Annotated in this window: 18 protein-coding genes; 14 read left to right on the top strand and 4 right to left on the bottom strand. The window is 65.9% G+C overall.

From position 1 onward, the window contains the following. Nucleotides 1-69: 69 nt before the first annotated feature. Nucleotides 70-219 carry an amidohydrolase family protein gene (locus AABQ55_RS26145; protein WP_336314398.1) on the top strand — a complete coding sequence of 50 codons (150 nt, stop codon included), beginning with the start codon at nucleotides 70-72 and terminating at the stop codon, nucleotides 217-219. Here the strand turns inward: AABQ55_RS26145 and AABQ55_RS26140 are convergent. From AABQ55_RS26140 to AABQ55_RS26130, 3 genes are all read right to left on the bottom strand, one after another. Then, nucleotides 213-1,460, bottom strand: coding sequence for an enolase C-terminal domain-like protein (locus AABQ55_RS26140; RefSeq protein ID WP_272807934.1), 1,248 nt, complete (start codon nucleotides 1,458-1,460; stop codon nucleotides 213-215). The genes AABQ55_RS26145 and AABQ55_RS26140 overlap by 7 nt on opposite strands. Nucleotides 1,461-1,480: 20 nt before the next feature. Then, nucleotides 1,481-2,272, bottom strand: a complete 792-nt coding sequence (locus AABQ55_RS26135; RefSeq protein ID WP_272807935.1) for an SDR family NAD(P)-dependent oxidoreductase — start codon at nucleotides 2,270-2,272, stop codon at nucleotides 1,481-1,483. A gap of 75 nt (nucleotides 2,273-2,347) precedes the next feature. Continuing rightward, nucleotides 2,348-3,241 carry an SMP-30/gluconolactonase/LRE family protein gene (locus AABQ55_RS26130; RefSeq protein ID WP_272807936.1) on the bottom strand — a complete coding sequence of 298 codons (894 nt, stop codon included), beginning with the start codon at nucleotides 3,239-3,241 and terminating at the stop codon, nucleotides 2,348-2,350. 101 nt (nucleotides 3,242-3,342) lie between these two features. Between AABQ55_RS26130 and AABQ55_RS26125 the strand changes: the two genes are divergently transcribed. The 10 genes from AABQ55_RS26125 (at nucleotide 3,343) to AABQ55_RS26080 (ending at nucleotide 12,997) form a co-directional block, all read left to right on the top strand. Further along, the gene (locus AABQ55_RS26125) at nucleotides 3,343-4,074 is read left to right on the top strand and encodes a FadR/GntR family transcriptional regulator (protein ID WP_272807937.1); all 732 of its coding nucleotides are present in this window, start codon (nucleotides 3,343-3,345) and stop codon (nucleotides 4,072-4,074) included. A 2-nt stretch (nucleotides 4,075-4,076) separates the two neighbouring features. Then, complete coding sequence (locus AABQ55_RS26120; RefSeq protein ID WP_272807938.1) at nucleotides 4,077-5,276, top strand: mandelate racemase/muconate lactonizing enzyme family protein; 1,200 nt, start codon at nucleotides 4,077-4,079, stop codon at nucleotides 5,274-5,276. Between the two features lie 71 nt (nucleotides 5,277-5,347). Next, a complete protein-coding gene (locus AABQ55_RS26115) occupies nucleotides 5,348-6,040 on the top strand; it encodes a GntR family transcriptional regulator (protein ID WP_244766601.1) in 693 nt (230 codons plus the stop codon). A 46-nt stretch (nucleotides 6,041-6,086) separates the two neighbouring features. Further along, nucleotides 6,087-7,061 (top strand): sugar ABC transporter substrate-binding protein, encoded by a 975-nt coding sequence (locus AABQ55_RS26110; protein WP_272808150.1) that lies wholly within the window; start codon nucleotides 6,087-6,089, stop codon nucleotides 7,059-7,061. Nucleotides 7,062-7,128: 67 nt separating this feature from the next. After that, a complete protein-coding gene (locus tag AABQ55_RS26105; RefSeq protein WP_244766602.1) occupies nucleotides 7,129-8,112 on the top strand; it encodes an ABC transporter permease in 984 nt (327 codons plus the stop codon). Further along, entirely contained in the window at nucleotides 8,109-8,840 is a 732-nt protein-coding gene (locus tag AABQ55_RS26100; protein WP_272807939.1) for an ATP-binding cassette domain-containing protein, read from the top strand. Before AABQ55_RS26105 ends, AABQ55_RS26100 begins: the two co-directional genes overlap by 4 nt. A gap of 7 nt (nucleotides 8,841-8,847) precedes the next feature. Then, on the top strand, nucleotides 8,848-9,603 hold the full coding sequence (locus AABQ55_RS26095; protein ID WP_272807940.1) for an SDR family oxidoreductase: 756 nt from the start codon (nucleotides 8,848-8,850) through the stop codon (nucleotides 9,601-9,603). Continuing rightward, nucleotides 9,600-10,496, top strand: a complete 897-nt coding sequence (locus tag AABQ55_RS26090) for an aldose 1-epimerase (protein ID WP_336314399.1) — start codon at nucleotides 9,600-9,602, stop codon at nucleotides 10,494-10,496. Before AABQ55_RS26095 ends, AABQ55_RS26090 begins: the two co-directional genes overlap by 4 nt. Before the next feature lie 201 nt (nucleotides 10,497-10,697). After that, entirely contained in the window at nucleotides 10,698-11,852 is a 1,155-nt protein-coding gene (locus AABQ55_RS26085; RefSeq protein WP_272807942.1) for a CaiB/BaiF CoA transferase family protein, read from the top strand. Beyond that, entirely contained in the window at nucleotides 11,852-12,997 is a 1,146-nt protein-coding gene (locus AABQ55_RS26080) for an extracellular solute-binding protein (RefSeq protein ID WP_272807943.1), read from the top strand. The genes AABQ55_RS26085 and AABQ55_RS26080 overlap by 1 nt, the downstream gene beginning before the upstream one ends. A 25-nt stretch (nucleotides 12,998-13,022) precedes the next feature. Here AABQ55_RS26080 and AABQ55_RS26075 read toward each other — a convergent pair whose 3' ends face one another. Next, on the bottom strand, nucleotides 13,023-13,835 hold the full coding sequence (locus AABQ55_RS26075) for an IclR family transcriptional regulator (protein WP_272807944.1): 813 nt from the start codon (nucleotides 13,833-13,835) through the stop codon (nucleotides 13,023-13,025). A gap of 158 nt (nucleotides 13,836-13,993) precedes the next feature. Here AABQ55_RS26075 and AABQ55_RS26070 point away from each other — a divergent pair, with 158 nt between their 5' ends. From AABQ55_RS26070 to AABQ55_RS26060, 3 genes are all read left to right on the top strand, one after another. Further along, nucleotides 13,994-15,310 carry a sugar ABC transporter substrate-binding protein gene (locus tag AABQ55_RS26070; protein WP_272807945.1) on the top strand — a complete coding sequence of 439 codons (1,317 nt, stop codon included), beginning with the start codon at nucleotides 13,994-13,996 and terminating at the stop codon, nucleotides 15,308-15,310. 335 nt (nucleotides 15,311-15,645) lie between these two features. Continuing rightward, nucleotides 15,646-16,542: a carbohydrate ABC transporter permease gene (locus AABQ55_RS26065; RefSeq protein WP_272807946.1), complete on the top strand. Its 897-nt coding sequence runs from the start codon at nucleotides 15,646-15,648 to the stop codon at nucleotides 16,540-16,542. A gap of 16 nt (nucleotides 16,543-16,558) precedes the next feature. Next, entirely contained in the window at nucleotides 16,559-17,425 is an 867-nt protein-coding gene (locus tag AABQ55_RS26060; RefSeq protein ID WP_272807947.1) for a carbohydrate ABC transporter permease, read from the top strand. The last annotated feature ends 2 nt before the right edge of the window (nucleotides 17,426-17,427 follow it).

The raw sequence follows: 17,427 nt of genomic DNA, 5'->3' as shown, positions 1-17,427 counted from the left end.
ACCTTTGGGACGTCGATACGTTCCGGACGCGCTTGTCGCAGCTGCCGCCGAGGGCGACCGGCAGATGCGGTGGTCATCTCCCTCGAAGACGCGTTGAGGATGGCGACGGCAAACCCGAGCCGCCTGATGGGACTGGAGGAAAACGTCGGCTTCCTCCGGCCCGGCATGCCGGCCGATATCGGCCTGCTCGACGGTTTCGGGGACGATCCGGCTCAGTAATCCACGATCCGGTCGTCGGCCGGGTCGGCCCAGCGCGTGTTCGGCACGGTCGAGAACCAGCCGGGGCGGGCGGGGTCGCGGTCATAGGCGTAGCCGCCCAGCGACTTGTAGAGATCGGAATATTGGCCGAGCTTGTCGCGGTCGAGCGTGATGCCGAGGCCGGGGGCGGTGGGCACGGCGATCTTGCCGTCGACATAGCGCATCGGGCCGCCGACGATCACGTCGTCGACGAGCTGGTGGTAGTGCGCATCGCCGGTGAAGACGAGGTTCGGCAGCACCGCGCCGAGATGCAGCATGGTGGCGAGCTGGATGCCGAGCTCGCCGGAGGAGTGCACGGCGATGCCGAGCTGGAAGGTCTCGCAGACGGCGGCCGCCTTGATGCAGGGCCGGATGCCGCCCCAGAAGGTCGTGTCGAGCAGGATGACGTCGCAGGCCGGCGCCAGGACATTGGTGGCAAGCTGCTCGAAATTGACGACGATCGTGTTGGTGGCGAGCGGCATATGCGTGTTCTCGCGCACGCGGCGCATGCCGTTGAGGCCCCAGGTCGGGTCCTCGTAATAGTCGTTGTTGAGGTCCTCGATGCCCTTGGCGAAACGGATCGCCTCCTCCACCGTGAAGGCGGCATTGGGGTCGTAGCGCACGCTGTCGGTGCCGACGGCCTTGGCCAGCGCCCGGTAGACCTCCAGCTCGTAATCCGGTGGAAAGACACCGCTCTTCAGCTTGTGGGCGGTGAAGCCGTGCGTCTTCTTGAGGCTGAGCGCCTGGTCGATGAGCTGGTCGGCGGTGCGGATCTCGCCCGCGCCCGTCTCCTTGTTCGGCAGGCGGAAGAACAGGTAGCTGGCAAAGCCCACCGCATCGCGCATCCTGCCGCCGAGAAGATCGTAGACCGGCACGTCGAGGAACTTGCCCATGATGTCGAGGCAGGCGAACTCGATGGCCGCATGCATCTGCGTGCGGTTGTTGTAGAGGCTGGCGGTCGGATTGCAGATCTTGAAGCGGAGCTGCTCCAGCTCGAACGGATCGTGGCCGACGAGATAGGGCTTCAGCGCCCGGAAGGCGGCCTCGGCGCTTTCGCCGCCGCCGCCCATCTCGCCGAGCCCGACGAGGCCGACATCGGTCTCGACCTCCACGATGGTGCGCACGAAGCGTCCCCAATGGGCGCCGTTGGAATGGCGCAGCGGCGCCTCGAGCGGCACCGTCACGGTGGTGGCGCGGATGTCGGTGATGACGGGCCGTTTCATGGCGGGTCTCCGGTTCTCGTTCATTCGGGCAGGACGATGCCGAGCTTGGCCATCGTGCCGCCATCGATCTTGATGTCCGCGCCCGTGATGAAACGGGCCTTGTCGCTGGCGAGGAAGGCGACGAGATCGGCGATCTCGGAGGGTTTTCCCACCCGGCCGACCGGATGGCCCTTGCCCCACAGCGCGATCGTCTCGTCCTGGCTGTGCTCGCCCTTCCACAGGTCCGCCGCCCAGCGCAGCATCGGCGTGTCGACGGAGGCGGGGCAGACGGCGTTGACCGTGATGTTCTCCGCCGCATGGTCGAGCGCCATCGCACGCACCAAGGCGTTGATCGCGCCCTTGCTGGCCGTATAGGCCGCGACGCCCGCCTGCGAGGCATAGGCCTGCACGGAGGAGATCGCGACGATCGCCCCGCCGCCGCGCTTGCGCATTTCGGGGATGGCGAAGCGGGAGGCGAGGTAGATGCCCTTCAGGTTGATGTCGAAGACGTCGTCCCAGACATCTTCCGGCGTGTCGACGACCGTGCCGTAGCGCTGGATGCCGGCGCAGCAGGCGAGCACGTCGAGGCCGCCATGGCGCGCCACGGCCGTGGCGACGGCGCGCTCCATGTCGTCCGCCCGGCGCACGTCGCCGACGAAGCCGGAGGCGTTCGGCCCGATCGCCGCGACGGCCTCGTCCACCGATGCGGCATCGTTCGCGACGACGAGGACCCTGCCGCCGGCACCCGCGAACCGTTCCGCGCAGGCCCGGCCCATGCCGAGGCTGCCGCCGGTCACGATGATGCTCCTGCCGGAAAATTCATCCGCGCTCATGGTCGTTCTCCTTCCCGCTCGGCTTAACTAACATTCTACCATACCAGATTGTCAACCGGGATTTCTCGACGAGTGTCAGCCGGCGAATCTCGGTTCGGGAACGCCGGCGCCGGCCCCGTCAATCGCAACGAGGCTGCCCTCCGCCGGATTTGCGGCAAGGTGCTCGGCGCTCATCGTGAAGCGGGCGGAGGTGACGTAGAGGGTGGAGAGGTCCGGGCCGCCGAAGGTGCAGCTCGTCGGCCAGGTGACGGGCAGTTCCGCCAGCGCCAGCAGCGCGCCATCGGCGGTAAAGCGTGCGACCGAGGCGCCGCCGACCACGCGGCAGTTCCACAGCGTGTCCTCGGCATCCATGCAGGAGCCGTCCGGCAGGCCGCGCTCGAAGCCGCTGACGATGGTGCGCCGGTCGCTGATCGTCCTTGCGGCGGGGTCGTAGGCGAAGGCGTAGATTTCGTTTTCCGGCGTATCGGCGAAGAGGAAGCGTCCGTCGCGCGTCCAGCCCATCGTGTTGGTGATGCCGTATTCGCGCGGCGTGAGCTGCGTGACGGTGCCTGTGGGGTCGATCCGGTAGATGGCGCCGGACTTGCGGTCCATCGCCCGGGGCGAGCCGTCCGGGTTGAGATTGTTCTGCATGGTGGAGACCCAGAAGGAGCCGTCGGGCGCGACGCGGCCTTCGTTCAGCCGGTTGTCGGCAAGGTCCGGCTCTGGCACAGCAAAGGTCTCGAAGGCTTCGCCCGGCCGCCAGAAGGCGACCTCGCGGCGCAGCCCGACGATGAAGCCGCCGGAGGCGCGAAGGCCGATCGACGTCGGGAAATCCGGCGCCGGCCAGGCGGCATGCTCGCCGCTGCGCGGCTCATGGCGGTGGATGCGCTTGCCGCCGATATCCACCCAGTAGAGCGCCTCTTCCTCGCCGGACCAGATGATGCTTTCGCCGACGATGTCGCCCGCGGCGTATTCGATCCTTGCCTTCACGCGCAGCCCTCCCGCATCCGCCAAATTCACGTTGACAATAGCTGAGAGTGAATCTAATTCAAGGTCACTAAGTACCTATATGATAGGTAGGAGGCGACGGGATGGAATCGAAGTCGGAACCGGATGCGGCCGGCGGGCAGAAGGGTGGCGAAGGTCTGCTTGGCGGCGTCATGGATGCCGTCCGGATCCACATCCGCGAAAACGGCCTGCAGGTCGGCGACTGGCTGCCGAGCGAGGGCGCCTTTGCGGAAAAGCTCGGCGTTTCCCGCGGCATCGTGCGCGAGGCCTATCGTTCGCTGTCCGCGCTGACGCTGATCGATATCGGCAACGGCCGTCGTCCGCGGGTGGACGCGCCGAGGGCGGACGTGCTGGCGCTGGTCACCGACCATGCCGTGCACACCGACCAGGTGACGATCCAGCAGATTTTCGATGTCCGCCGCACGGTGGAGCGCCGGACGGTCGTGCTCGCCGCGATGCGCCGCACGGACCGCGAGGCCGCCGCGATCGTCGCGCTGGCCGAGGCGATGCAGCGGGATTTCGACGCGCCGCAAAAGGTGATGGAGCACGACATCGCCTTCCACGAGGCGATCGGCGCGGCGTCGCGCAATCCGATGTTCTCGCTGATCGTCGGCTCGTTCCATGTGGTGACGCGCCAGACCTGGCCGATCGGCTGGGCAAGCCGCGCCAGCAACGAGACGCGGCAGGAAAGCATCGACGGCCACATGACCATCGCCCGGGCCATCGCCAATGGCGACCCGACGACGGGCGAGCAGGCGATGGTCGAGCATTTCGATCTGACGGTGAAGGCGCTGCTGGCGGCGGGAGTGTATTGAGCATGAAGATCACCGCGTTCGAAACCGTCCGCGCCCGCGACTTTCCCAACATCCTCTGGGTGCGCATCCACACCGACGAGGGCCTTGTCGGGCTCGGCGAGACCTTCTTCATGGCCGCGACGGTGGAGGCCTACATCCACGAGGTCGTGGCGCCGAAGCTGCTCGGCCGCGATCCCCTGGAGATCGACCGCATCTCGAAGGACCTGACGGGCTATCTCGGCTTCCGCTCGACGGGGGCGGAGATGCGCGGCAATTCAGCCGTGGATATCGGCCTGTGGGACCTCTTCGGCAAGGCGACGAACCTGCCGATCGCCCAGTTGCTCGGCGGTTTCTCGCGGCGCGAGATCCGCACCTACAACACCTGCGCCGGCAATACCTACATGCGCGAGGCGAAGGGCCAGCAGACCGGCAATTACGGCATCGGCGGCCCGCGGCGCGACCATGACGACCTCAACGGCTTCCTGGAGCGGGCGGACGAGCTTGCCGAAGACCTCCTGTCGGAGGGCATCACGGCCATGAAGATCTGGCCGTTCGACATCGCGGCGGAAAAGAGCGGCGGCCAGTACATTTCCGGGCCGGACCTGCGCAAGGCGCTCGAACCCTTCGAGAAGATCCGCAAGCGCGTCGGCGACTGCATGGACATCATGGTCGAGTTCCACTCCATGTGGCAACTCACCCCGGCCATCCAGATCGCCCGGGCGCTCGAGCCCTACGCCACTTTCTGGCACGAGGACCCGATCAAGATGGATTCGCTCTCCAGCCTCAAGCGCTATGCGGCGGCGAGCCGCGCGCCGCTCTGCGCCTCGGAGACGCTCGCCACCCGCTGGGCCTTCCGCGACCTGATGGAGACGGATGCCGCCGGTGTCGTCATGCTCGACCTTTCCTGGTGCGGCGGCCTTTCCGAGGCCAAGAAGATCGCCACCATGGCGGAGGCCTGGCATCTGCCGGTCGCCCCGCATGACTGCACCGGTCCCGTCGTGCTCGCCGCCTCGACGCACCTGTCGCTGAACGCGCCGAACGCGCTCGTGCAGGAAAGCGTCCGCGCCTATTACAAGACCTGGTACGCCGAGCTGACGACGCAGCTGCCGACCGTGGCGAACGGCATGATCACCGTTCCCCCCGGGCCGGGCCACGGCGTCGATCTCGCGCCGGATCTCGACCGGAAATTCGACGTCTCGCGCCGGACTTCGGCACTGGAGTGATCTCGTAACGCTGACCACTTGACTTGTATGGTAGTAGGCTAGTAGCCTGTAACGGGATGGAGGAGGCCGGAATGCAGAACATCAAACCGCAGCGCGTTCTTTCGGCCGCCGAAGCCGTCGGACCTCAGGTCTACCGCATCCTGCGCGAGCAGATCATTCAGGCCGAGCTGACGCCGGGCGAGCGCATCTCCGAGGCCGAGATCGCCAAAAGCCTGTCGATCAGCCGCCAGCCGGTGCGCGAAGCCTTCATCAAGCTGTCGGAGGAGGGCCTTGTTCAGGTCCTGCCGCAGCGCGGCACCTATGTGACGCGGATCTCCACCGCCTCCGTGATGGACGTGCGCTTCGTGCGCGAGGCGATCGAGGCCGATATCGTGCGCCAGGTCGCCGGCGAGCACACGGCCGGGACCGTGCGGGAGCTGCGCGACCAGATCGCAAGGCAGAAGCAGGTGCCGCAGGACGACCGCGCCGCCTTCCTGCGGCTCGACGAACTCTTCCACCACACGCTCGCGGCGGCCGCGGGCCGCGCCTATGCCTGGAGCGTCATCGAAAGCGTCAAGGCGCAGATGGACCGCGTCCGCTTCCTCAGCGTCGACGACATCCAGATCGGCCGGCTGATCGACCAGCACGAACGCATCGTCGATGCGATCGCCGCCGGCGACGTCGGCAAGGCCGAGACGGCATTGCGCACGCATCTGCGCGAGATCCTCAAATCGCTGCCCGAGATCGCCCGGGCGCGCACGGAATTCTTCGACGGCGTGGCGTGACGCCGGGACGACAACGATTGATGTTCAACGGGAGGTACGCATCATGATGATCCGGAAATTTCTTGCAGGAACGGGCCTCGGGCTGGGGCTGATGGCCTCGGGCGCCAGCGCGGAAGGCCTCAATATCGCCTTCATCAGCCACTCGTCCGCCTCGAACACCTTCTGGCAATCGGTCAAGAAGGGCTATGACGACGCCTGCGGGAAGGTCGGGGCCTCGTGCCAGCTGATCCTCACGCAGACCGAAGGCTCGGTCGAGCAGGCCGTCGCCAATCTTCAGGCGGCCATCGCCTCCAGGCCGGATGCGATCTTCGTCGCGATCGTCGACAACAACGCCTATGACAATGTGATCAAGGAAGCCGTCGATTCCGGCATTCTCGTGCTCGCCGTCAATGTGGACGACAGCGAAGGCGCTAACGGCAACGCCCGCAAGGCCTTCATCGGCCAGGGCTTCACCGCGGCCGGCTATTCGCTCGCCAAGGCGCAGTCGGAGAATTTCCCCAAGGAAGGCCCGCTCAACCTGCTGGTCGGCGTCAATGCGCCGGGCCAGACCTGGTCCGAGCAGCGCGCCGGCGGCGTGATGAAGTTCCTGGAAGAGTACAAGGCCGAGCATGCCGACCGCGAGATCACCATCACGCGCATCGATTCGGCCACCGATCTCGCGCTGACCGCCGACCGCATCGGCGCCTATCTCAACGCCAACCCGGACACCACGGCCTATTTCGACACCGGCTACTGGCATGCCGGCGTCGCCAAGGTGCTGAAGGACCGCGGCATCGAGCCCGGCAAGGTGCTGCTCGGCGGCTTCGACCTCGTGCCGGAGGTCCTGCAGCAGATGGAGGCCGGCTATGTGCAGGTGCAGGTCGACCAGCAGCCCTACATGCAGGGCTTCATGCCGGTCATGCAGGCCTATCTGTGGAAGACTGCCGGCCTGACGCCGTCGGACATCGACACGGGGCAGGGCATCGTCACGCCCAAGGACGTGCCGACGATCCTGGAAATGGCAAAGCAGGGCCTGCGCTGATTCGGCGCTCCTATGGGAAACCGGTGCCTTGCCGCTCGGGCGGGGCACCGAAGCACGAGTGGAGCCCATGAAGCGGTTTCTGAAAATCTATCTCGACAAGCCGGAGCTTGCGGGCCTTGCCCTCCTGATCGTCCTCCTTGCCGTCTTCCAGGTGAAGTCGAACGGCGTGCTTCTCTCCTTCGAGAACGTGCGCGGCGTCATGGGCCTCCTGCCGGAAATGGCGCTCGTCGCCATCGGCGTGACGATCCTGATGATCTGCGGCGAATTCGACCTGTCGGTCGGCTCCGTCTTCGCGCTGATGCCGATGTCGATGGCGGTGATCCTCAATTCAGGCGTGCCCTTCACCGCCGCCGTGCTGCTCGGCCTTGCGATTTGCGCGGTGATCGGCTTCATCAACGGCTATGTGACGCTGCAATTCTCGATCCCGAGCTTCATCACCACGCTCGGCATGCTGTTCATCGCCCGCTCGCTCACCATCGTCATATCCGGCGGCTTTCCGCCGCTCCTGCCCTCCGACCTGCCGACCTGGCTCTTCACGGACTATATCTGGCAGGGCGCGCTCTTCCGCATGTCCTTCGTCTGGTTCGTCGGCATCGCCGTTCTTGCCGCGGCGCTCCTGTCGCTTACCAATTTCGGCAACTGGATCCGCGCCACCGGCGGCTTCAACGAGGCGGCGGCCTCGATGGGCATTCCCGTCAAGCGCGTGAAGATCGTCTGCTTCATGCTCTGCTCGGTGCTTGCCGGCTTTGCGGGCCTGCTCCAGGTGCTGCGCCTCGGCTCGCCGCTGCCCTCGATCGGCGAGGGGCTGGAGTTGCAGGCGGTTGCCGCCGCCGTCATCGGCGGCACGGCGCTTGCCGGCGGTATCGGCACGGTCTTCGGCGCCATCATCGGCACGCTGCTCATCCGCACCATCGACAACGGCCTCGTGCTGTCGCGCGTCGATGCCAACTGGTTCAAGTTCGCCATCGGCGTGCTCACCATGTTCGCGGTGATCGCCAATGCCTGGATGGGGAAGATGTCCCGCAAGATCAAGGTGGAGGCGCACAAGTGACGACACCGGTCATCGAATGCCGCAACCTGCAGAAATGGTACAGCGGCGTACACGCGCTGAAGAACGTCAACCTCATCATCCATCCCGGCGAGACCGTCGGCCTTGTCGGCGATAACGGCGCCGGCAAGTCGACGCTGATCAAGATCCTCTCCGGCGTGCATCACCAGGATTCCGGCGAGGTGCTGATCGAGGGCAGGAGGGTGGACCTGCGCAGCCCGAAGGATGCGATGCGCCACGGGCTGGAGACGATCTACCAGTACAATTCCATGGTCCCGACCATGTCGATCGCCCGCAATCTCTTCATCGGCCGCGAGCCGTTGAAATGGTCGGTCTTCGGCTTCGGCCTCATGGACCAGAAGCGCATGCGCGCCGAAAGCGTGCAGGCCATAGCCGATGTCGACCTGCACCTGCGCTCGCCGGATGCCTTGGTCGGCGAACTGTCCGGCGGCCAGCGGCAGGGCGTGGCGATTGCCCGCGCCATGCATTTCAAGTCGAAGGTGCTGATCCTCGACGAGCCGACCAACCATCTTTCCGTCAAGGAGACGGACAAGGTGATCGGCTTCGTGCGCGGCCTGAAGGCGCAGGGTCTCACCGGCATCTTCATCTCGCACAACATGCAGCACGTCTTCCAGTCCTGCGACCGCATCGTCGCCATGGCGCGCGGCGAGATCGTCTTCGACAAGCCGACCGCTGCGACCTCGATCGACGAGGTCCACGCCCTTCTGTGAGGAGACCATGACAGAGCTTTCGGGAAAGACCGTCCTCATCACCGGCGCGCTCGGCACGCTCGGCCGCGCCCAGGCCGCGCGGCTCGCCCGGGCCGGCGCCAGCCTCCTGCTGCTGGATCGGCCGGGCGCCCAAGGCGGCGAGGCCTTTGCGGCGGATATTGCCGCGACACATGATGTGAAGGCAGCCTATGTCGGCGAGGACCTGAACGACCTTGCCGCGGCGGAACGGCGGGCGGCATCGCTTTCGCGCGAGCATGGCGGCATCGATATCCTCATCAACAATGCGGCGCTGATCATCAACAAGCCGTTCGAGGATTTTTCGCTGGAGGAATACGAGGACCAGGTCCGCGTCAATTCCTCCGCCGCCTTCGCGCTTGCCCGGGCGGTCGCGCCGGCGATGAAGGAAAAGCGCTACGGCAAGATCGTCAATTTCTGCTCGGTCACCCTGAACGGGCGCTGGGACGGTTACGTGCCCTATGTCGCCTCGAAGGGCGCGATGCTGGGCCTGACAAAATCGCTGGCGCGCGAGCTCGGGCCGCATGGCGTGCGCGTCAACGCGGTCTCGCCGGGCGCGGTGGTGTCCGAGGCGGAGGCCCGCGTCTTCGCCGATCGCCTGCAGCAGTACAATGACTGGATCCTCGAAAACCAGTCGCTGAAGGCGCGCATCCAGCCGGCGGATGTCGCCGATCTCGTGCACTTCCTCGTCTCGCCGGCCTCCGACATGATTTCCGGCCAGAACATCGCGATCGACGGCGGCTGGTGATGGCGGTCGAACTCGATAACGGGGCGGCGCGCATCCGCGTGCGGCCCGATCTCGGCGCCGGCCTGACATGCTTCGATGTCCGGCACGGCGGCGCCTGGCTGCCGGTCTTCCGCACGGTCGATCCCGCCACGGCCCATCCTTTCGCGCTTTCCAACATCCTTCTCGTGCCGTTTTCCGGCCGGGTCTCCGGCGGCGGCTTTACCTTCGACGGTGCCTTTCACGCCCTGCCGCGCAATATGGAGACGGAGCCCTATCCGATCCACGGCAACGGTTTTTCCGCCGCATGGACGGAGGTCTCCCGGAGCGACGATTCCATCACCTTGACATTATCATCGGACGGGCCGGGGCCGTTCCGCTACGAGGCGACGATGTCCTATCGCCTTGAAGGCGCCGGTCTCGTGATGGAACTGAGCCTTGTCAACCGCGCCGAAACGCGGCTGCCCTACGGCGCCGGCTTCCATCCCTGGTTCGTGCGCGATGCGGATACGACGCTCGCCGCGCCGTCGAAGGGCGTCTGGCTGGAGCGCGACGACCATCTTCCGAAGGCCTACGCGCCCGTCGCAGCGCATCCGGATATGGATTTCAACGTGCCGCGGCCCCTGCCGCCGCGCTGGATCAACAACTGGTTTGACGGCTGGGACGGCAAGGCGCGTATCGACTGGCCGGCGCGCGGGCTGCGGGCCGAGGTCGAGGCAAGCGAGGCGCTGGGCCAATATGTGGTCTTCTCGCCCGCCGCCGATGCAGACTTCTTCTGCTTCGAGCCGGTGAGCCATCCCGTCGATGCCTTCAACCTGCCCGACCGGCCGGACGCCTACGGCCTGAAGGTGCTTTCTCCCGGCGAGACGCTGGACATCTGGACCCGCGTCGCCGTTTCGCCGCACAAAGCGGCCTGACCCCGCAATATATCCCGACCTGCACCCTGGCAGCCCATATGGTTGCCGGGGGGGCTGATCGCGTGGCTGCGGTGGGGGAAGCATCCGTCCATGTAGCGTCTGACGGGGTTCCGAGGCTTGAAACGGCAATCCATATATGAAAGAATAATTCAAATAAGAATTTATTTGGCGTAGCCTTCGGGAGCGCAGGAGGAGATGCGCATGCAGGATGAGACGGGACTTCTGGCCGGCCTGACCGTGGTCGATATGAGCCAGTTCCTCTCCGGCCCCTATTGTTCGTTGCGGCTTGCCGATCTCGGCGCCCGCGTCATCAAGATCGAGCGGCCGGATGGCGGCGATCTCTCCCGCCGGCTCTATCTCAGCGACACCGAGATCGGCGGCGATTCGACGCTCTTCCACGCCATCAACCGCGGCAAGGAAAGCCTCGGCATCGACCTGAAGGACCCCGGCGACCTCGCCTTCCTGCGCAGGCTTCTCGGCAAGGCCGACGTGCTCATCCAGAATTTCCGCCCGGGTGTCATCGAACGCCTCGGGCTCGATCATGCGGCCGTCAGGGCGATCAACCCGGCGATCGTCTATGCCTCGATCAGCGGCTATGGCGAGGATGGCCCCTGGGTCATGCGCCCGGGGCAGGATCTCCTGGCGCAGGCACGCTCCGGCCTGATGTGGCTGAACGGCGACGAGGCGCAGGGGCCGGTGCCCTTCGGCCTTGCGGTCGCCGACATGCTCGCCGGTGCCAATGCCTGCCAGGGCATCCTCGCCGCCCTCGTGCGCCGCGGCATGTCCGGCAAGGGCGCCCATATCCAGACGAGCCTGCTCGAAAGCCTTGTCGATTTCCAGTTCGAGGTGCTGACCACCCATCTCAACGACGGCGGCCGCAAGCCGAAGCGCTCGGATTTCCGCAGCGCGCATGCCTATCTCTCCGCGCCCTACGGCGTCTATCCGGCAAAGGACGGTTACCTCGCGATCGCCATGACGCCGCTCGGCCGCCTGCAGGATCTGCTGCAGATCGAGGCGCTGGCGCCCTATCGCGACGACAGCAAGGCCTGGTTCACCGCGCGCGATGCGATCAAGCGGATCATCGCCGGCCGCATCGCGACCCGGACCGTCGAGCATTGGCTCTCCATCCTGGAGCCCGCCGACATCTGGTGCTCGAAGGTGCTGGAATGGCCGGAACTTCTGGCCAGCGACGGTTTCCGCATCCTCGACATGCTGCAGACGGTGACGCGCGAGGATGCGGTTTCGATCGGCACGACCCGCTGCCCCGTGCGCGTGGACGGCCGGCGTCCTCTCGGCCGTCGCGCCGCGCCGCGCGTCGGCGAGCACTCGGCGGCGATCCGCGCGGAGTTTTCGTGATGGGCGCGATCACGCTGAGGGGCATGACCTGGAGCCATCCGCGCGGCTACGACCCGATGGTGGCCTGCACGCAGGACTGGCGCGCCAGGACCGGCGTCTCCATCGAATGGGACAAGCGCTCGCTGCAGGATTTCGAGAGCTTTCCGGTCGAGGACCTCGCCCGCCGCTACGACCTCATCGTCATCGACCATCCGCATGTCGGGCAGATCACGGCGGAAGGCTGCCTTACGCCGCTGGACCTGCCCGGCCGCGAGGCGGCCTTCGCGGCCCTTGCGGGCGGCAGCGTCGGCCTCTCCTTCCCGAGCTACAACTGGCAGGGCCGCCAATGGGCCTTCCCGATCGACGCGGCCACCCAGGTGCTCGCCTTCCGGCCGGATCGGCTGGGCAGGGCACCGGGCACATGGGCGGAGGTGCTGGATCTGGCAAAGGCCGGCGAAATGCTGCTGCCGCTGCGCCCGCCGCATTCCCTGATGTGTCTCTTCACGCTCTGCGGCAATCTCGGCCGGCCCTGCGCGGTGGAACGGGACCGGCCCTTCGTCGATGCCGAAACCGGCGTGCAGGCGATCGAGATGATCCGGGAGCTTGCCGCGCTCGCCGACCCTGCCTGCACCGGCATGGACCCCATCGCCGTGCTGGACCGGATGGGCGAGGCGGGATCGCGCTACAGTCTCTCGCCGCTGATCTACGGTTATGTCAGCTACTCCCTCGCCGGCTTCCGGGCAAACCGCATCGCCTTTGCCGACATGCCGGTTGCCGGCGATGCGGGGCCGGTCGGTTCTGCGCTTGGCGGCACGGGCATCGCCGTTTCCGCCTTCTCGTCACAGCGCGAGGCGGCCGTGGATTTCGCCTATTGGGTTGCGGCCGGGCCGCAGCAGGCGGGCCGCTACTGGCAGGCCGGCGGCCAGCCCGGCCATGCGGCAGGCTGGGAGGACGAGGCGGCCAATGCCGCGACGCTCGGCTTCTACCGCAACACGCGCCGGACGCTGGAGGGCGCCTGGCTGCGCCCCCGGCATGCCGGCTACATGCCCTTCCAGGACGCCGCCTCGCAGCGCATCAACCAGGCCGTGACGGGTAGCGCGCCGGCGTCAAACGCCGTTGCGGACCTCAATGCGCTCTTCCTGAAAAGTTTTGCGGGGGACGGATGAGCCGTGCCTTCGCCGCGCCGGCGAATCATGCCTTCAGATGCGAAGCCTGTTGCTCCTCGGCGTTGAAGCCGGCGCCTGCCATTTCCGACAGCCTGCGCGTCGTCTCGCCGAGCAGCTGGATGGTCGTCGAGATATCCGGCGCGACCGGCGCGTTGATCAGGGTAATGTAGGGGATCGTCAGGGCGGCGATCGCCCTGCCGTCCGCGCCGAGCACGGGCGCCGAGAGGTTGATGACGCCCGCCGTCTGGGCGCTCGGCATCATTTCGTAGCCGCGCGAGCGGATGAGATCGAGCCGCGCCAGGAATTCCGGCGTGACGCGCATGTCCGTGCCGCCGTCGCCGACATGCTCGGCGATCATGCGCAGGCGCTCTTCCGGCGAGCGGAAGGCGAGCAGCGCGTGGCCGGAGCCCGTGTCGAACAGGCCGATGCGCGAGCCGACGCGGATCGAGATGCCCCAGTAGCCGGGTGCCTCCTGCTGGGCGATGACGACGGGATTGCCGCGGTCGAAGACGACGAGCTGGTTGGCCTGGCGCGAGGCTTCGGCCAGTTCACGCATCAGCGGCACGGCGAAAGAGACGAGCCGGCGCACCGGCGCGTGCAGTTGCGCGAGGCCGAAGAGTTTCAGGGTCAGCGAGAAGCGGTCGCCGTCGATGCGGGTGACGTAGCCGCGTTTCACCAGCCGGTCGAGCATGCGGTAGAATTCGTTCGGGCTGCGATCGAGCCGCTTGGCGATCTCCGCCTGGGTGAGGCCGCCGTCGACGCCGGCGAGGAGCTCCAGGATGTCGAGGCCCTTGTCGAGCGCCGGCGCCCTGTAGCGATCGTTTTCCTCGTCCGACACCCGAATTCCTCCAGTGAATGAGTAGATTCATATACGCAGAAATAAGGCGTGACAATCCCGGGATACCGATTTGCGCTTGACGATATGTGAATAGTAAGTTTGTATATGAATGAAGCTCTTATTGGTAAGGGCTGGCGAGAAGCCAATGGGAGGAGAAGATGACGAGATTTCTAGCCGGCGTTGCCGCCGGTGCCGTGATCTGCGCGTGGGCGGGCGCTGCGCTCGCCGCCGATCTGCCGGGAAAATTCGAGGGCGTCACCGTCGATGCGAAGCTCATCGGCGGCCAGCAGTATGAAGCGCTCTATGCGCGCATTGCCGAATGGGAGAAGGCGACCGGCGCGAAGGTGAACGTTCTTTCCAAGAAGAACCATTTCGAGCTGGACAAGGAGATCAAGTCGGATATCGCGACCGGCAACATCACCTGGTGCGTCGGCTCGAACCATTCGTCCTTCGCCCCGCAATATCCCGACATCTACACCGATCTTTCTGCGCTCTTGCCGAAGGAGGAGATCGATGCCTTCGTGCCGGCGAACATCGCCTCCTCGACGCTCGACGGCAAGCTGGTGATGCTGCCGCGCGCGCAGTTCGACGTTTCCGCGCTCTACTACCAGAAGAGCCTTTATGAGGACGACGCGAAGAAGGCGGCGTTCAAGGAGAAATACGGCTACGATCTCGCCCCGCCGGACACCTGGCGGCAGGTCGCCGACCAGGCGGTCTTCTTCGCGAACCCGCCGGATTTCTACGGTACGCAATATGCCGGCAAGGAGGAGGCGATCAACGGCCGCTTCTATGAAATGCTGGTCGCCGAGGGCGGCGACTATCTCGACGCCGACGGCAAGCCGGCCTTCAACTCGGACGCGGGCGTTCGCGCCCTCGACTGGTTCGTCAACCTCTACAAGGCGAAGGCCGTGCCGGTCGGTACGACCAACTATCTGTGGGACGACCTCGGCCAGGGTTTCGCTTCCGGCACGATCGCCGTCAACCTCGACTGGCCCGGCTGGGCGAGCTTCTTCAATGATCCGAAGTCTTCGAAGGTCGCCGGCAATGTCGGCGTGAAGGTGCAGCCGGCCGGCTCCTCCGGCAAGCGCACCGGCTGGTCCGGCCACCACGGGTTTTCCGTGACGGAAAGCTGCGCCAGCAAGGACGCCGCCGCCTCGCTCGTCTGGTTCCTCACCAACGAGGACAGCCAGAAGCTGGAATCCTCCGCCGGCCCGCTGCCGACGCGCACGGCCGTCTGGGACTACAATATCCAGCAGGCGGAAAGCGACGCGTACCGCAAGGAAGTCCTGACCGCCTTCCAGGAGGCGGCGAAGCACGCCTTCGCCGTGCCGCAGACGCCGGCCTGGATCGAGATCTCCAACGCCGTCTATCCCGAGCTGCAGGCCGCCATCCTCGGCGACAAGACCTCAAAGGAGGCGCTGGACGCGGCGGCCGAGAAGGCGACGCAGATCCTTGAGGATGCGGGCGCGCTCTGAGGCAAGCTTGCCCCTCACCCTGACCCTTTCCCCGCAAGCGGGGAGAGTGACGTGCCCCACGAACGGGCATTGGTTTAGGAAACCGGCGCGGCATATCTCCTTCGCCCCGCTTGCGGGGAGAAGGTGGCCGGCAGGCCGGATGAGGGGCAGCGCCTATTGGCACCCTCGCCTCCGTCATCCTCGGGCTTGACCCGAGGATCCATGCGTCCGCGATGAGTGGGGGGTGGGGCACCGCCCGAAACAAGCGAACCGGCGGCCGTCCGTAGCGGCCGCTTCTCGAAATACGGCCGGCGCCCTGAAAGGGCGGCCGACCGGAGCATATCCAAGAGGCATTCATGAAAGGCTGGAGGCCACCGGCGCCGTTTCTGCTTCTGCTGCCCGCCATCGTGGTGCTCGCGGCCGTCGTCATCGTTCCGCTCATCCTGTCGCTCTATTCGAGCTTCACGCCCTTCCGGCTGACGCAGCCCGCCTCGCTCTATACCTTCATCGGCTTTCGCAACTATGCGCGCATCCTGGCGGACCGCGAATTCTGGACGGCGTTCGGCCGCACCGTGCTCCTGCTCACCGTCGCGCTGAATGTCGAAATGCTGCTCGGCCTCGGCCTTGCCATGCTGGTGGAGAAGGCGACGAGCGGACAGCGGCTGCTGAGAACCATCATGATGTTCCCCATGATGTTCTCGCCGATCCTCGTCGGCTTCCAGTTCAAGTTCATGTTCAACGACAATATCGGCCTCGTGAACAACGCCCTGCAATCGCTCGGCCTGACGGACCAGGCGATCCCGTGGCTGATCGACGGCTCGCTCGCCTTCACCGCCATTCTTGTCGCCGAAATCTGGTCGTCCACCTCGGTCTTCGCCATCCTCATCCTCGCGGGCCTGCTCGCCATGCCGAAGGAGCCGATCGAGGCGGCGCGTGTCGACGGCTGCACGCCCTGGCAGACGTTCCGCTACGTCACCTGGCCCTTTATCATGCCGTTTGCCTATATCGCCATGACCATCCGCTCGCTCGATGTCGCGCGAGCCTATGACATCGTGAAGATCATGACGGACGGCGGGCCGGCCAAGCGCACCGAGCTGCTGTGGACGCTCGTCTCGCGCACCGCCTATGCCGATGCCCGCATGGGTCTCGCCAATGCCATGGCCTATGTCGCGATCCTGCTTTCCATCCTCTTCACCGTCTATTTCTTCCGCAAGCTTGCGGCGGCGCGGACCCAGATCGCGGCCGAATGGTAAGGGGGGAGTGGTAAAGATGAACGAGAACACGAAAGCCCGCCTCAACGGCCTTCTCCTCTCCGCCGCGCACAAGATTGGCCTCTTCCTGGCGATGACCGTCATCTGCCTGCCGGGCCTGTGGATCGTGCTCGCCTCCTTCCGCCCGACGGTCGAGATCATGGCGAAGCCGCCAGTCTGGATCCCCGAGGACCTGTCCTTCGATGCCTATGTCGCGATGTTCTCCGGCGTCGGGCAGGGCGGCATTCCGGTCATCGAGTATTTCCGCAATTCGCTGATCGTTTCCGTCACCTCGACGGCGATCGCGCTCGCCATCGGCATGGCCGGCGGCTATGCCTTCGCGCGTTTCCGCTTCAAGGTGAAATCCTCGATCTTCCTCGGCCTGATGCTGACGCGCACGGTGCCGGGCATCGCGCTCTCGCTGCCGCTGTTCTTCGTCTATTCGAAGCTCGGCATCATCGATACGCATTTCGGGCTGATCATGGCCTATGTGGCGCTCAACGTGCCCTTCACGATCTGGCTGATCGACGGCTTCTTCCGGCAGGTGCCGCGGGATCTCGCCGAGGCCGCGCAGATCGACGGCTGCACGCGCTGGCAGGCCTTCTGGCAGGTGGAGTTCCCGCTCGCCGGCCCCGGAATCGCGTCGGCCGGCATCTTCGCCTTCCTTACCTCGTGGAACGAGTTCGCGCTCGCCTCGCAGCTCACCCGTTCCGTCAATTCCAAGACGCTGCCCGTCGGCCTGCTCGACTATACCGCGGAGTTCACCATCGACTGGCGCGGCATGTGCGCGCTGGCGGTGATCATGATCATCCCCGCTCTCGTGCTGACCTTCGTCGTGCAGAAGCATCTGGTGTCCGGCCTCACCTCCGGCGCAGTCAAAGGATAATC

The sequence above is a fragment of the Shinella sp. WSD5-1 genome (assembly GCF_963942435.1).
In the GTDB taxonomy this organism is placed as follows: domain Bacteria; phylum Pseudomonadota; class Alphaproteobacteria; order Rhizobiales; family Rhizobiaceae; genus Shinella; species Shinella yambaruensis.
The sequence above is the reverse complement of the archived record's forward strand: the minus strand, read 5'-3'. Positions and strand labels throughout refer to the sequence as shown.

Bases quoted from the DNA above. Each gene is read 5' to 3' on its own strand.
- AABQ55_RS26140 (WP_272807934.1), bottom strand. From the start codon at position 1,460: ATGAAACGGCCCGTCATCACCGACATCCGCGCCACCACCGTGACGGTG.
- AABQ55_RS26135 (WP_272807935.1), bottom strand. From the start codon at position 2,272: ATGAGCGCGGATGAATTTTCCGGCAGGAGCATCATCGTGACCGGCGGC.
- AABQ55_RS26125 (WP_272807937.1), top strand. From the start codon at position 3,343: ATGGAATCGAAGTCGGAACCGGATGCGGCCGGCGGGCAGAAGGGTGGC.
- AABQ55_RS26120 (WP_272807938.1), top strand. From the start codon at position 4,077: ATGAAGATCACCGCGTTCGAAACCGTCCGCGCCCGCGACTTTCCCAAC.
- AABQ55_RS26115 (WP_244766601.1), top strand. From the start codon at position 5,348: ATGCAGAACATCAAACCGCAGCGCGTTCTTTCGGCCGCCGAAGCCGTC.
- AABQ55_RS26110 (WP_272808150.1), top strand. From the start codon at position 6,087: ATGATCCGGAAATTTCTTGCAGGAACGGGCCTCGGGCTGGGGCTGATG.
- AABQ55_RS26105 (WP_244766602.1), top strand. From the start codon at position 7,129: ATGAAGCGGTTTCTGAAAATCTATCTCGACAAGCCGGAGCTTGCGGGC.
- AABQ55_RS26095 (WP_272807940.1), top strand. From the start codon at position 8,848: ATGACAGAGCTTTCGGGAAAGACCGTCCTCATCACCGGCGCGCTCGGC.
- AABQ55_RS26085 (WP_272807942.1), top strand. From the start codon at position 10,698: ATGCAGGATGAGACGGGACTTCTGGCCGGCCTGACCGTGGTCGATATG.
- AABQ55_RS26080 (WP_272807943.1), top strand. From the start codon at position 11,852: ATGGGCGCGATCACGCTGAGGGGCATGACCTGGAGCCATCCGCGCGGC.
- AABQ55_RS26070 (WP_272807945.1), top strand. From the start codon at position 13,994: ATGACGAGATTTCTAGCCGGCGTTGCCGCCGGTGCCGTGATCTGCGCG.
- AABQ55_RS26065 (WP_272807946.1), top strand. From the start codon at position 15,646: ATGAAAGGCTGGAGGCCACCGGCGCCGTTTCTGCTTCTGCTGCCCGCC.
- AABQ55_RS26060 (WP_272807947.1), top strand. From the start codon at position 16,559: ATGAACGAGAACACGAAAGCCCGCCTCAACGGCCTTCTCCTCTCCGCC.